Genomic DNA, 12360 nt, shown 5'->3' with positions numbered 1-12360 from the left:
GATGGGTCGCGGGGGTGGCGATAAAGCGGCACAGGCCTTAAAAGCGTGGGAGGCAGGCATGGACAAGATCGAAAAAAGCGATGCACAGTGGCGCGAAGAGCTGGACGCCGAGCAGTACCAGGTCTGCCGTTGCGGCGGCACCGAGCCCGCCTTCAGCGGCCGTTACTATCAACATAAAGAGCCTGGGCGCTACTTGTGTGCCTGCTGCGGGGAACCGCTGTTCGCCTCCGCGCACAAGTATGACTCCGGTTCCGGCTGGCCCAGTTACTGGCAGCCGGCGCGGGAGGATGTGATCGAGGAGCGTCGGGATCATTCCCACGGCATGACCCGTACCGAGGTGCGTTGCGCCCGCTGCGCCGCCCACCTCGGCCATGTGTTTCCGGACGGGCCACCGCCGACGGGCCTTCGCTACTGCATCAACTCGGCGGCCCTGGCCTTTGAGCCGGCGGACGACGCGCAGTGAAGTCGTTCAAGTGGATTCTCTCCCACGCCGAGGCACACGCCGGCAAGGACATTATTCAGGCGCGCCTGCCGCAAGTGGAGCGTGCGGAAACGTTGCGCCAGCTTAGTGACGACCGTTACCTCTCGACCCTTAGCCGGCGGGTGTTTCGCGCCGGTCTCAAGCACACCCTGGTGGACGGCAAGTGGCCCGCCTTTGAACAGGCCTTCTTCGGCTTTGACCCGCTCAAGGTGAGCCTGATGAGCGACGAGCAGCTCGAGGCGTTGATGCAGAACAAGAACCTGATCCGTCACTGGGGCAAGCTAAAGGCGGTGCGTCATAACGCCATCATGGTGCGTGAATTGGGACAGGATAAAGGCGGTTTCGGCGTCGTTATCGCCGACTGGCCGGAAGAGGAGATCGTGCAGCTCTGGTTGCTGTTGAAAAAGCGGGGCGCGCAGCTTGGCGGGCAGTCCGCGTCGGCGTTTCTGCGTATGGTCGGTAAGGACACGTTCCGGCTGACCCCGGACGTGGTGGCGGCGCTGAAAGCCCAGGGGGTGATCGACAAGCCCCCCACTGCCCAGCGTGACCTGGTGCGGGTGCAGGGGGCCTTCAACCAGTGGCGCGAGGAGAGCGGTTGGCCCCTCGGCCATATCAGCCAGGTGCTGGCCTTTACCGTCGGCTGGTAGCGGGCAGGGGTTACTGCTGCAGAAACTGCAGCAGCTTGGGGTCGTTGATCATGCGGTTCAGGGTTTCGGAGAGCAGGTCGTTGATGATGTCCTGGTTTTTAGCTTCCGTGGGGACGCTCAGGAACTGGTGCTGGCGGCTGGACTCCCAGCGTCCTTCGTATTTTAGTTGCCCGCTTTTTGCCTGTGCCCGCAGGGTGCTGTGCAGATTGACCATGAGTGGTAGCGTCCCGGTATCTTCCACCTCGTAGCTCAGGCGGTCGAGATAAAGCGTTAGGCGTATCGGGAACGGGCTCACCTGGTTCAGTTCGGCGCCGATGGCCTGCAGGGCACGCTCCATTTCCGGACGCAGGCTTCGCTCCAGCGGTTCAGCCAGGGTGATGTGGTTGGTGGCGTAAACTCCGCCGCGGGTACCCAGGATGGGACTCGGCCGGTTGTCCACGATGCTGAGCTGCACTACCGGGCGCTTTTTAAGCTGGGCGCTGGCATTTATGGAGGGGTCCAGCATCACCTGTTGTGGGCTCTTGGCGCAACCGGACAGTAGCAGGGCAAGGGTCATCAGCACGTATAGCGGCAGGGTTCGAATTGTCATCGGTACTCCCTAAAGGTGAATTCGGGCTAGAAGTGAATTTTTTGCTAAAAGCGAATTTTGGGCTAAAAGTGAACTCGGGCTAAAAGTGACTGCGGGTGACAGGGCGTACTTTAGCGCCCGCACGGGCCAGCTCCAACAGTCCAAGGGCCTGCCCAAACTATAAGCTTTAGTCGGTCAGGGTTCGAGGCTCCAGTCGCTGGATAAAGTCGGTAAGGCTCCCGGCCACTTCCCGCAGCGGTTTGCGCCCGGGTTGCTCGAGCAGTACCACACCGCTGGTGTTGTCCAGGCTCAGTACGTAATCCTCGGGCTCGGTGCAGGCGAAGAAGAGGGTCAGGGGCTGGCGTTGCTTCTTCTTGGCGAGGGCGTGGCCGACCAGGTTGCCCCGCAGGCGCTCGTAATCCTCCTCGTTCCACAAAAACAGCAGGCTCAGGTCGCCCTCCGCGCAACGGGCCGGGATCGGGTCGGACCAGTAGCGCTGGTAATAGGCACGTAGGTCCGGGTGGATCTCTGTTTCCAGGGCCGTCGCCAGGCCGTCAAAGAGCGGGTGGGGTGTCTGCTGGCGAACCGGTTTCCAGGCCACTTTGTTGCCGGCGCCCGCCGTCCCCTGGTAACAGGGTGAGGGCCACTCGGGATCGAATTCGATCTGTGGCAGCGCTCCGGTGGCCGTCTGCTGGGCCTCGATGAAGCGTTCGATGAAGTTGTCCAGTGCGTGTTCCAGGGGGGTACTCATCACAATTCCCGTTGCCTAATCTGGACCTAATGATGACATCGGCGCGGGAATTCCTCCACGACGGTTTTAAAGCAGCAGGGGCTGATTTTCCTCCGTCCCACCCGGACATGCATTTGGTTCGAATATTTTTCTTCCAGGGTTTGACAAGGTACGGAAAAGGCGTAAAATTCGCAGCTCCTGATTCGGGGGCTCTTAGGAGTTTTCGAGCTTTCAGGAGATGCGGAGCGGTAGTTCAGCTGGTTAGAATACCGGCCTGTCACGCCGGGGGTCGCGGGTTCGAATCCCGTCCGTTCCGCCACTTATTTCGATACGAAGGTTTGGATCTGGGCGTGTAGCTCAGTTGGGAGAGCGCCACCCTTACAAGGTGGATGTCGGCAGTTCGAGCCTGTCCACGCCCACCAGATCCAGACACTGCGGAGCGGTAGTTCAGCTGGTTAGAATACCGGCCTGTCACGCCGGGGGTCGCGGGTTCGAATCCCGTCCGTTCCGCCACTTTTCGCGATCGAAACTTGGATTTGGGCGTGTAGCTCAGTTGGGAGAGCGCCACCCTTACAAGGTGGATGTCGGCAGTTCGAGCCTGTCCACGCCCACCAGATCCAGACACTGCGGAGCGGTAGTTCAGCTGGTTAGAATACCGGCCTGTCACGCCGGGGGTCGCGGGTTCGAATCCCGTCCGTTCCGCCACTTCTTCTCCCTGCCCCGGGAGATCCTGATCGTGGGCGTGTAGCTCAGTTGGGAGAGCGCCACCCTTACAAGGTGGATGTCGGCAGTTCGAGCCTGTCCACGCCCACCACGATCACACTGCGGAGCGGTAGTTCAGCTGGTTAGAATACCGGCCTGTCACGCCGGGGGTCGCGGGTTCGAATCCCGTCCGTTCCGCCACTTTTTCTCTTTCTTTCTCTGTGCCTTTTTGGGCTTTGGCTGACTCCGCGGGTTGCACGGGCGTTGCTACGGGCTCGAAGCGGCTTTTGCCTTGTTTGCTGCCCGGTGATTTTATTGGATTGGTGCGGCGTTTCTCATATAAGTGCGGTCGACGTCTAGCGTTCACTACCTTCACCACCGCTGAAGAGAGCGAGGCTGTGCAGCGATAACGTTCTACCCTGCAGGGGAGCCTCGGTGGGCCGCTTGAAGATCGGTCCAGCGGCTTGTTTATCAATGGGTATTTTTATAAAGGGAAGAGTGCAGAATGCCCACGTCGCGCCTGAGGCAAGACCTGAATTTGGTTCTCGCCTTCCATAGGTTGTCTACTTGGTGCGGTGAATATTCGTCACCCAGGCCGGGCTGCTTGGCCAAGCAGCGGATCAACTCATAGTAAGCTTCGACCAAATCCGTAGACATAAACAGCCCGGCCTCGCCCTCTGCCCACTCTACGATACTCTCCTTGATTTTCGTTTGTTCATGCGTTGGGTTTATTCCACCCACTCCCTTTTTCTGGCGTATTTTACCCGCCAGCTCAAAAGCCTTGGGGTAAAGCTCAATACGCTTTTCATAGAGCTTGTCTATATACCGATGGTCAATTTCCTTGTCGAAGCTTTCTCGGGCGTCCTTTAATTTTCTGAGAGTTAACAAGTAAGAAACCAAGGCCGTGATTATAGATACGGCTGCGGCAATAAGTGCGGCTAGAATTTTATCGCTGATATCGATAGCCATGATCCTTGCTCTCTAAGGGGGCGTGGCCTGTGCCGCAATCAAACAACAGTCGGTGGCGTAAGGCAGGCTTTATGGAATTTCGTAAAAGGTGCCGCGGCTCCGTAGGGCTTGGTTAGTCCGCTGACTTGAAGTGACTGGTGAGCAGCGAATGCCATTCATCTATAAATTCTCTGTATTTTTGCTTGCTGAAACTTGCGATGAACGCATTCCCTTTCCGGCTTAAGCCAATGTATTCGTATGTGACCTGGGTATGAGTGAGTGACTGCTCTTTTGCTGAGCACTGGATTGTGATGATGCCGACTTTCTCTTCTGGTTCTACTTTATAGAATTGCACGAAGTGATTTTCAGGCTCGAAACGTTTGACTAGCCAGATAGCGCGTGTGGATGCATGGTCATGGCTTTCGGTTAGAAATATATAATCCTCACGGAGCTCTTTAGAACCCATTATGTTTTCGTAGGTCCAGCCCGGGACCCACAAGGTTTCACCCTCGGCGCTAAATAGAGGAAACACCCTTTGAATGGGCTGTTGAATGTCAAAGCCTGCGGAGTGCTTAATTGATGCCATTGTTGTCCCCAAGGTGTTGGCGCAGCCATAAGGGGCCGCGCGGCGTCGAAGCAAAGACCCGATCTCAAAGCAGATGGGCTGCTCGTTGAGGGCTCTCGGTCGAAGATCCGCAGTGCAAAGCCGAAAGCGGGCGGTTGTCTATCACCAGCCGCTTCTCGCTTGGCGTTCGCACCTTGCTTCTCCTTGGTGTAGGTGATGTCCACTGAATTTGCTAAAACGCCGGAGGCGTCGAGTGGTGACTATCAACCAGCGGAGGGGGGATTTCGAGCGGCACGCCGGGTACTTGCTGTGGTTTGGCGTTGCGACGCTCCTTGCCGGTGCCGCCATTGTGCCGGGTGGATGGATGTGGTTCTCACAGCGCGAGGAACCGGTCTGAGGCGTTACCGGAGCAAAGGGGGAGGCCCTCGGCGAGACTTTCATTGAGCCGGTGCCGCGCAAACCGAGCCGCATAGCCCTGTGCAGTCGCATTTGTCGCTCTCTTCACCAAGCGCTACTCCTGTGGCGTGTCATACGCGGTGAGCACCTGGCGCTGGTTCCCCCTGTTAATCCAGCGCCTTATCTTTCTATAATGAGGCCGGCTTGGTTGGGAGTCGGGGGCTTGAAATTCAATGGATTACTTTAAAAGAGTAGGGCTTGTGGGGCGGCATGGCAGTGCGCCCGTGGTGGCCTCCCTGCGCACGCTGATCCCGTTTCTGCAGGCCCGTGGACTGGATGTGGTTCTGGATTCCGCGGTCGCCGACCTGCTTCCCGACCTCGCTCTGCCCGAGTGTCCGGTAGAGGACATGGGACAGGGCTGCGATCTGGTGGTCGTTGTCGGCGGCGACGGGAGCATGCTGCGAGCGGCCCGCGCCCTCGCGCCTTTTCAGGTGCCGGTGCTGGGGATCAACCGCGGCAACCTGGGCTTTCTGACCGACATACTGCCCAGTGAAATCGAGCAGCAGGTGGAGGAGGTCCTCGCCGGGCGCTACCGGGTCGAAAGCCGCTTTATGCTGGAGGCCGCGGTGAGCCGGGAAGGCGAGCGGATCGGCGAGGGGAGGGCGATGAACGAGGTGATGCTTCACCCCGGCGAGACCGCCCGCATGATGGTCTTCGCACTCTATATCGACGGCGAGTTCGTCTATAACCAGCGCTCCGACGGGCTGATCATGGCCACACCCACCGGCTCCACGGCCTACGCCCTGTCCGCCGGCGGGCCGATCATGCACCCGCACCTTGATGCGATGGTGCTGGTGCCCATGTTTCCCCATACTCTGAGCAGCCGGCCAATCGTAGTGGATGGCAATGCCAGGCTGAAGCTGGTGCTGGGGGCGCAGACTTCGGCCTCTCCCCACCTGAGCTGCGACAGTCAGCAGCTTATTCCTTGTGAGCCCGGGGACGAGATCAGCGTGCACAAGAGCCCCCATCCGCTGCGGCTGGTGCATCCGTTAAATTACAACTTTTACGAAACCTGCCGGTCGAAGCTCGGCTGGGGAACGAAACTGGGCGAATAGGGGGAGGGGGTGAGTTTTCAGGGGTATGATCTAATCGGAGATGTTCACGGCAGCGCCCGCACCCTGGAGCGCCTGCTGCAGCAGCTGGGCTACAGCCTCGTCAAGGGGGTCTACCGTCACCCTCGGCGTCAGGCGGTGTTTATCGGTGATATCGTCGACCGGGGGCCGCGGATTCGCGAGGCCCTGCACTTGGTGCGTAACATGGTGCTGGCCGGCAGCGCGCAGATGGTGATCGGCAACCACGAGTACAACTGCCTCACCTACTGCACCGAGGTGGAGGTGGCAGGACGGCACCGCTACCTGCGGCCCCATGATCCCCGCCACGAGCGCCAGATTCGCGAAACCCTGGAGCAATTCGCCCCCTACCCCCAGGAGTGGCAGGATTTCCTGCAGTGGTTCCGGGAGCTGCCCCTCTACCTGGAGACGCCGTTATTCAGGGCGGTACATGCCTGCTGGGACGGCGCCATTATCGAACGCTTGAAGCGCGAGGGCGTTCGCGATTTCAGTGACGATGGTTTTTTGCGCCGCTCCGTCGAGCGCGGCACCTTCGAGTGGCAGGCGGCGGACCGCCTGTTGAGGGGCACCTACCTGCCCCTGCCTAACGGGGAGGAGATGACCAGTGCCGACGGTTACCGGCGCCGGGTCTTTCGCACCAAATTCTGGGCCGATGAGCCGCAGACCCACGCCGACGTGGTGTTTCAGCCCGATCCCTTGCCCGCGCACCTAGCCGGCGTGCCTCTGGGCCCGGCGGAAAAGGCTCGCCTGCTCCATTACGGCGCCGACCAACGCCCGCTCTTCATTGGTCATTACTGGCGGGAGGGGGAGCCGGCGCCCATTACCCCCAATATTGCCTGCCTCGATTATTCGGCGGTCAAGTACGGCAAGCTGGTGGCGTACCGCATGGATGGCGAAAGCCGCCTGCAGCCGGAGCATTTCGTCGCAGTTGAGGTCGAACCCGGCGACGGGGTACAGGACGGAGACACGGTTTACTGATGCACAAGCTTTTTGAAATTGACAGCGCTACCGATCTCGGTGAGTTCGCCGCCTTTTTGTGGCAGCACAAGGTGGGACACCGGATCGTTCACCGGGGGAGCATGCAGGAGGTGTGGCTGGCCAACCCGGATGACGCCGAGTTTGTGATCAGCCGCTTCAACCACTGGCAGCGTGGTGAGCCGTTGGAGAAAGAAGCGCCCTGGGAGCGAGTCACGCCGGGGTTGGGTTTCTGGTTACGGCACACGCCCGTGACCCTGGCCTTGATCGGGATAAGCCTGGGGCTGACGCTACTGACCTCCTTTGGCAACGACCTGCAGTGGCTCCATTGGTTTACCTTCGTGGATTTCAACTTCCAGGGCAGTCACCTGCTCTACCAGAGCCTCGCCACCCTGGTCGAGAGCGGCCAGTGGTGGCGCTGGCTGACGCCGATCTTTCTTCACTTCAGTTTTCTGCACCTGGTGTTCAACCTGCTCTGGACCTGGGAGCTGGGTCGTCGCATCGAGTGGGCCCAGCCGCGCTGGGTGCTGCTGGGGCTGGTGCTGGCGCTGGGGGTGGGCTCCAATATTGCCCAGTACCTGATGTCCGGGCCCATGTTCGGCGGACTCTCGGGAGTGATTTTCGGTCTGATGGGTTACACCTGGCTCTGGGACCGGCTCGAGCCGCGGCGGGCTTTTGGTCTGCCTCAGGCGCTGATGACCTTTATGATGATCTGGCTGGTGCTGGGGGTCAGCGGCTTGATCGAGAAGCTGGGGTTCGGGGCGATTGCCAACACCGCCCACCTGTCGGGACTGCTCTGTGGCTTGGCTGCCGTGCCCCTGGTGCGGCTTTTCGGTGCGCGCGCCTGGCGCCATTGAGGCTGCGGTGCGCCAAGGCGGCTGTGGTATGATGCCGGGCTGATGGATTGTTCAGGTAGCCGTGATGACCTTTGAAGAACTGCTCGAATCAATGACCCCCGAGATCCACGCCGCCATGAAACAGGCGGTGGAACTGGGCAAGTGGCCCAACGGCCAGCGCCTGGGCGAGGAGGAGCGTAAAGCCTGCCTGCAGGCGGTGATCGCCTACGATGCCAAGCATCTGCCGGAGGAGGAGCGGGTCGGGTTTATCGACCGGACCAAGGCCGATGGCTCGCAGCACGGCCCCAACAAGAACGCTGAAGACATCATCAAAATCCTCAACCACTAAATGACCGTATTTTCCCACCAGACAGAGGGTCACCTGCGCAAGATGCAGGTGACGTTGGAGGGGCCCGTCAGCTACCGGCTGTGCCTTGACGACCGGACAGTTCCCCTTAATCCCTTGCTGAACGAACCGGTGCGCCTCGAGTACCTGGGTGAAATACACTGCCTGCACTGTGGCCGCCTCAGCAAGAAGAGCTTCAGCCAGGGCTATTGCTATCCCTGTTTCAAAAAGCTTCCCCAGTGTGACAGCTGCATTGTCAGCCCGGAAAAATGTCACTATCACCTGGGCACCTGTCGCGACAGTGCCTGGGGTGAGCGCCACTGCCTGCAGGATCACATCGTCTACCTGGCCAACTCCTCGGGCTTAAAGGTCGGCATTACCCGCGCTTCGCAGGTGCCGACCCGCTGGATCGACCAGGGGGCGGTGCAGGCGCTGCCGATATTGCGGGTGGCGAGCCGTCTGCAGTCGGGGCGGGTGGAGACGCTGTTCAAGGAGCATGTAGCCGATCGCACCAACTGGCGGGCGATGCTCAAGGGGCAGGTGGCGCCTCTGGATCTGGCCGCGGCCCGTGATCAACTGTTTGAAACGGCCCGGGAGGGGCTCAACGCCCTGCAGGAGGCGTTCGGACTGCAGGCGATCCAGCCGCTCGCCGACGCGGCGACGGTCGATATCGACTACCCGGTGCTGCAGTACCCCGACAAGGTGACCTCCTTCAACCTGGACAAGACGCCGGTGGTGGAAGGCCGGCTGCTGGGGATCAAAGGGCAGTACCTGATTCTCGACACCGGCGTGATCAATATCCGTAAATTCAGTGCCTATCGGGTCGCCTTTTCGACCTGAGGATTCGCAACAGGAGCGACCATGAGCAAAGAGAACCCCCGGGCCATTCATCTCAAAGATTACCGGGTGCCCCCTTTTCTGATTGACCAGACCGAGCTGCACTTTGAACTCGGCGAGAAGGCGACCCTGGTCAAGTCACGGTTGCAGATGCGCCGCAACCCCGCGTCCGGGGAGCTTGATGCCCCCCTGGAGCTGGACGGGGACGCTGACCTGACCCTGCGCCGGCTGGTGCTGGACGGCAAGGACCTGGCCCCCGGGGATTACCTGCTCGAGTCCGATACCCTGCGTCTGGACGGGCTGCCTGAGCAGTTCGTGCTGGAGTGCGTGACCCTGATCAAGCCCCAGGAGAACACTTCCCTGGAGGGGCTCTATAAATCCAACGGCATGTTCTGCACCCAGTGCGAGGCTGAGGGGTTCCGCAAGATCACCTACTACCTGGACCGCCCCGACGTCATGGCCCGCTTTACCACCACGGTGGTTGCCGACAAAGACGACTACCCGGTGCTGCTCTCAAACGGCAATCCGGTGGAGGAGGGGGAGGTGTCCGAAGGGCGCCATTTCGTCACCTGGGAAGACCCCTTCCCCAAGCCCGCTTATCTGTTCGCGTTGGTGGCCGGCAACCTGGAACGGGTGGAGGACAGTTTTACCACCGCCTCCGGACGCGAAGTGGCCCTGCGCCTGTTCGTGGAGCCGCAGAACCTGGACAAATGTGATCACGCCATTCGCTCGCTGAAAAAGGCGATGGCCTGGGACGAGGAGGTGTACGGGCGGGAGTACGACCTGGATATCTTCATGATCGTGGCCGTGGATCACTTCAACATGGGCGCCATGGAGAACAAGGGGCTGAACATCTTCAACTCATCCTGCGTGCTGGCCAAGCCGGAAACCACCACCGACAGCGCGTTCGAGCGGATCGAGAGCATCGTCGCCCACGAGTACTTCCATAACTGGTCCGGCAACCGGGTCACCTGCCGCGACTGGTTCCAGCTCAGCCTCAAGGAGGGCTTTACCGTGTTCCGTGACGCCGAGTTCTCGGCCGACATGGGCTCGCGCACGGTGAAGCGGATCGAGGACGTCACCCTGCTGCGCACCGCGCAGTTCGCCGAGGATGGCGGCCCTATGGCCCACCCCGTGCGCCCGGCCTCCTACATCGAGATCTCCAATTTCTACACCCTGACCGTGTACGAGAAGGGGGCCGAGGTGGTCCGCATGATCCACACCCTGCTGGGTCCGGAGCAATTCCGTGCCGGCTCCGATCTCTACTTTGCCCGCCATGACGGCCAGGCGGTGACCACCGATGACTTCGTCGCCGCTATGGAGGAGGCTTCCGGGGTCGACCTGGGCCAGTTCCGGCGCTGGTACGAGCAGGCCGGCACGCCCCGGTTGCAGGTGAGCGACGCCTACGACGCCGACGCGAAACGCTATACCCTGAACGTCAAACAGAGCTGCCCCCCCTCGCCGGGGCAGGACCGGAAAGCGCCTTTCCATATTCCCCTGGCCGTGGGGCTGCTGGATGCCGAGGGCCGGGATATTCCGCTCAAGGACGGCGCCACCACCCAAGTGTTGCACCTGGCCGAGTCCGAGCAGCAGTTTCACTTCGACAACGTTCCCTGCAAGCCGGTCCCCTCCCTCCTGCGCGGTTTTTCCGCGCCGGTGAAGCTCAGCTACCCCTACTCGCGGGATGAGCTGGTGTTCCTGATGAGCCACGACAGTGACGGCTTCAACCGCTGGGATGCGGGGCAGCAGCTGGCGGTAGCGATCATCGAGGAGCTGATTGTCGACTACCGGGCGGGACGCGAACTGAAATTGGATCAGCGTCTGGTGCAGGCTTACCGGCAGCTGCTGGCGGACACCGGGCTGGACCCGGCCATGGTGGCGAAAATGCTGGTGCTGCCCAGCGAAAGCTACCTGAGCGAGCTGGCAGAGACCGTGGACGTGGAGGCGATTCACCGGGTGCGGGAGTTTGTTCGCCGCACCCTGGCTACCGAACTGCGCGATCTGTTGCTGGAGGTCTACCGGCGCAACCGCAGCGACGGTCCCTACACCCTGGCTGCCGAGGCCATCGCCCGCCGCCGGTTGCAGAACCAGAGCCTGGGCTATTTGATGGCGCTGGAGGAGAAGGAGGTGCTGGCCCTGGCCCAGAACCAGTTTGAGAACGCTGACAATATGACCGACGCCCAGGCGGCCCTCTCCCTGATCGCCCACTCCGGCTTCGAGGCCGAGGCAGCCGCCGCACTGGATGCCTTTTACCAGCGCTGGCAGGCGGACACCCTGGTGGTGAACCAGTGGTTCACCACCCAGGCCACGACTCCCCGGGACAATGCCCTGGAGACGGTACGGGCGCTGATGGATCACGAGGCGTTCGAGCTGGCCAACCCCAACCGGGTGCGGGCGCTGATCGGCGCCTTCTGCAGCCAGAATCCGGTGCAGTTCCACCGTGCGGACGGGGAAGGGTATCGGTTCCTGGCCGACCGGGTGATCGAGCTGGACCGGCTCAATCCGCAGATTGCTTCAAGGCTGCTGACGCCGCTGACCCGCTGGCGCAAGTACCCGCCCGAGCTGAGTGCCCAGATGCAGGCGCAGTTGCAGCGGGTCCTGGCGGTTGAGGAACTCTCCAGAGATTGCTATGAAGTGGTTAGCAAGTCCTTGGCCTGAGGCGCTTTATTCGCCTTTGGTGATATGGCCTTGGCGCGGGGGCGCCGGTTAACCTGAAACCAGTCCCCGCGGTCTATACTGACTTTTCGCGGCCCGGGCGGGCGTAAGGCACTATTTGCGAACCCAAAAGGAAGACCCAATGGAAAGATACCTACCTGCTGACGAGAAAAACGCGTTTCAAAAGGAGTACCACAAGTTTGTCGAGCTGTTCAGCCGCGGCCAGTCGGCCCACGACTCGCTTAAGCGCTCCCGTGGCAGCAAGATCTGGATCGTGGGGATTGTTCTGCTTTTCTTCGCCATGGGCTCGGAGTTCTTTCTCGGCGCGGCGGCGGCCCTGTTCGCGGTTTACTTCTACCAGATACTCTCGGCCTACATTCAGAAATCCCAGGCCGAGGATGCCATGGAGGAGGTCGAGCGCTGGTTCAACAAGCGCGGACTGGTGTTGCGGGATAAAACGCCCTTTTTCAGCGCCGATGAGCAACTGGCCGATCCCATCGATCCCTTTGACGACAGCCGCTACCGTTAGCGCCTAGCCATCGGC

Annotated in this window: 13 protein-coding genes and 7 tRNA genes; 16 read left to right on the top strand and 4 right to left on the bottom strand. The window is 60.9% G+C overall.

Annotated features, from left to right (window positions below; genetic code table 11):
- Positions 1-58 precede the first annotated feature (58 nt).
- Positions 59-463, top strand: coding sequence for a peptide-methionine (R)-S-oxide reductase MsrB (gene msrB, locus JGZ97_RS07375; RefSeq protein WP_207061971.1), 405 nt, complete (start codon positions 59-61; stop codon positions 461-463).
- A complete protein-coding gene (locus JGZ97_RS07370; protein WP_207061970.1) occupies positions 460-1128 on the top strand; it encodes a DNA-3-methyladenine glycosylase I in 669 nt (222 codons plus the stop codon). The genes msrB and JGZ97_RS07370 overlap by 4 nt, the downstream gene beginning before the upstream one ends.
- A 10-nt stretch (positions 1129-1138) precedes the next feature.
- Here the strand turns inward: JGZ97_RS07370 and JGZ97_RS07365 are convergent, their stop codons facing one another.
- Together JGZ97_RS07365 and syd are read right to left on the bottom strand one after the other, a co-directional pair.
- A complete protein-coding gene (locus tag JGZ97_RS07365) occupies positions 1139-1717 on the bottom strand; it encodes a YajG family lipoprotein (RefSeq protein WP_207061969.1) in 579 nt (192 codons plus the stop codon).
- A 166-nt stretch (positions 1718-1883) separates the two neighbouring features.
- Complete coding sequence (gene syd, locus JGZ97_RS07360) at positions 1884-2447, bottom strand: SecY-interacting protein (protein WP_207061968.1); 564 nt, start codon at positions 2445-2447, stop codon at positions 1884-1886.
- Positions 2448-2668: 221 nt separating this feature from the next.
- On the opposite strand from syd, the gene JGZ97_RS07355 reads away from it, so the two are divergent.
- From JGZ97_RS07355 to JGZ97_RS07325, 7 genes are all read left to right on the top strand, one after another.
- Positions 2669-2745: transfer RNA gene (locus tag JGZ97_RS07355), tRNA-Asp, on the top strand.
- A gap of 27 nt (positions 2746-2772) precedes the next feature.
- Positions 2773-2848 (top strand) — tRNA-Val (locus tag JGZ97_RS07350).
- Positions 2849-2862: 14 nt separating this feature from the next.
- Positions 2863-2939, top strand: a tRNA-Asp gene (locus JGZ97_RS07345).
- A 25-nt stretch (positions 2940-2964) separates the two neighbouring features.
- Positions 2965-3040: transfer RNA gene (locus JGZ97_RS07340), tRNA-Val, on the top strand.
- A gap of 14 nt (positions 3041-3054) precedes the next feature.
- Positions 3055-3131 (top strand) — tRNA-Asp (locus JGZ97_RS07335).
- A gap of 33 nt (positions 3132-3164) precedes the next feature.
- Positions 3165-3240, top strand: a tRNA-Val gene (locus JGZ97_RS07330).
- Positions 3241-3252: 12 nt separating this feature from the next.
- A tRNA-Asp gene (locus JGZ97_RS07325) sits at positions 3253-3329 on the top strand.
- A gap of 270 nt (positions 3330-3599) precedes the next feature.
- On the opposite strand, the gene JGZ97_RS07320 is transcribed toward JGZ97_RS07325, so the two are convergent.
- Both JGZ97_RS07320 and JGZ97_RS07315 read right to left on the bottom strand, forming a co-directional pair.
- Positions 3600-4097: a hypothetical protein gene (locus tag JGZ97_RS07320; protein ID WP_207061967.1), complete on the bottom strand. Its 498-nt coding sequence runs from the start codon at positions 4095-4097 to the stop codon at positions 3600-3602.
- 112 nt (positions 4098-4209) lie between these two features.
- Complete coding sequence (locus JGZ97_RS07315; RefSeq protein WP_207061966.1) at positions 4210-4716, bottom strand: hypothetical protein; 507 nt, start codon at positions 4714-4716, stop codon at positions 4210-4212.
- A gap of 554 nt (positions 4717-5270) precedes the next feature.
- Here JGZ97_RS07315 and JGZ97_RS07310 point away from each other — a divergent pair.
- The 7 genes from JGZ97_RS07310 to JGZ97_RS07280 all read left to right on the top strand — a co-directional run bounded on the left by JGZ97_RS07310 (position 5271) and on the right by JGZ97_RS07280 (position 12345).
- Positions 5271-6152, top strand: a complete 882-nt coding sequence (locus JGZ97_RS07310) for an NAD(+) kinase (RefSeq protein ID WP_207061965.1) — start codon at positions 5271-5273, stop codon at positions 6150-6152.
- A 9-nt stretch (positions 6153-6161) separates the two neighbouring features.
- Entirely contained in the window at positions 6162-7145 is a 984-nt protein-coding gene (locus JGZ97_RS07305) for a metallophosphoesterase (protein WP_207061964.1), read from the top strand.
- Positions 7145-7999: a rhomboid family intramembrane serine protease gene (locus tag JGZ97_RS07300; protein ID WP_207061963.1), complete on the top strand. Its 855-nt coding sequence runs from the start codon at positions 7145-7147 to the stop codon at positions 7997-7999. The genes JGZ97_RS07305 and JGZ97_RS07300 overlap by 1 nt, the downstream gene beginning before the upstream one ends.
- A 64-nt stretch (positions 8000-8063) precedes the next feature.
- Positions 8064-8327, top strand: coding sequence for a YeaC family protein (locus JGZ97_RS07295; RefSeq protein ID WP_207061962.1), 264 nt, complete (start codon positions 8064-8066; stop codon positions 8325-8327).
- The gene (locus tag JGZ97_RS07290; RefSeq protein WP_207061961.1) at positions 8328-9164 is read left to right on the top strand and encodes a DUF2797 domain-containing protein; all 837 of its coding nucleotides are present in this window, start codon (positions 8328-8330) and stop codon (positions 9162-9164) included. It begins immediately after the preceding gene.
- Positions 9165-9185: 21 nt separating this feature from the next.
- Complete coding sequence (gene pepN, locus JGZ97_RS07285) at positions 9186-11819, top strand: aminopeptidase N (protein ID WP_207061960.1); 2634 nt, start codon at positions 9186-9188, stop codon at positions 11817-11819.
- Between the two features lie 139 nt (positions 11820-11958).
- The gene (locus JGZ97_RS07280; RefSeq protein ID WP_207061959.1) at positions 11959-12345 is read left to right on the top strand and encodes a hypothetical protein; all 387 of its coding nucleotides are present in this window, start codon (positions 11959-11961) and stop codon (positions 12343-12345) included.
- The last annotated feature ends 15 nt before the right edge of the window (positions 12346-12360 follow it).

It is taken from the genome of Motiliproteus sp. SC1-56 (genome assembly GCF_017309075.1).
GTDB lineage: Bacteria > Pseudomonadota > Gammaproteobacteria > Pseudomonadales > Balneatricaceae > Motiliproteus.
The sequence above is the reverse complement of the archived record's forward strand: the minus strand, read 5'-3'. Positions and strand labels throughout refer to the sequence as shown.

Bases quoted from the DNA above. Each gene is read 5' to 3' on its own strand.
- msrB (WP_207061971.1), top strand. From the start codon at position 59: ATGGACAAGATCGAAAAAAGCGATGCACAGTGGCGCGAAGAGCTGGAC.
- JGZ97_RS07365 (WP_207061969.1), bottom strand. From the start codon at position 1,717: ATGACAATTCGAACCCTGCCGCTATACGTGCTGATGACCCTTGCCCTG.
- syd (WP_207061968.1), bottom strand. From the start codon at position 2,447: ATGAGTACCCCCCTGGAACACGCACTGGACAACTTCATCGAACGCTTC.
- JGZ97_RS07320 (WP_207061967.1), bottom strand. From the start codon at position 4,097: ATGGCTATCGATATCAGCGATAAAATTCTAGCCGCACTTATTGCCGCA.
- JGZ97_RS07310 (WP_207061965.1), top strand. From the start codon at position 5,271: ATGGATTACTTTAAAAGAGTAGGGCTTGTGGGGCGGCATGGCAGTGCG.
- JGZ97_RS07300 (WP_207061963.1), top strand. From the start codon at position 7,145: ATGCACAAGCTTTTTGAAATTGACAGCGCTACCGATCTCGGTGAGTTC.
- JGZ97_RS07295 (WP_207061962.1), top strand. From the start codon at position 8,064: ATGACCTTTGAAGAACTGCTCGAATCAATGACCCCCGAGATCCACGCC.
- JGZ97_RS07290 (WP_207061961.1), top strand. From the start codon at position 8,328: ATGACCGTATTTTCCCACCAGACAGAGGGTCACCTGCGCAAGATGCAG.
- pepN (WP_207061960.1), top strand. From the start codon at position 9,186: ATGAGCAAAGAGAACCCCCGGGCCATTCATCTCAAAGATTACCGGGTG.
- JGZ97_RS07280 (WP_207061959.1), top strand. From the start codon at position 11,959: ATGGAAAGATACCTACCTGCTGACGAGAAAAACGCGTTTCAAAAGGAG.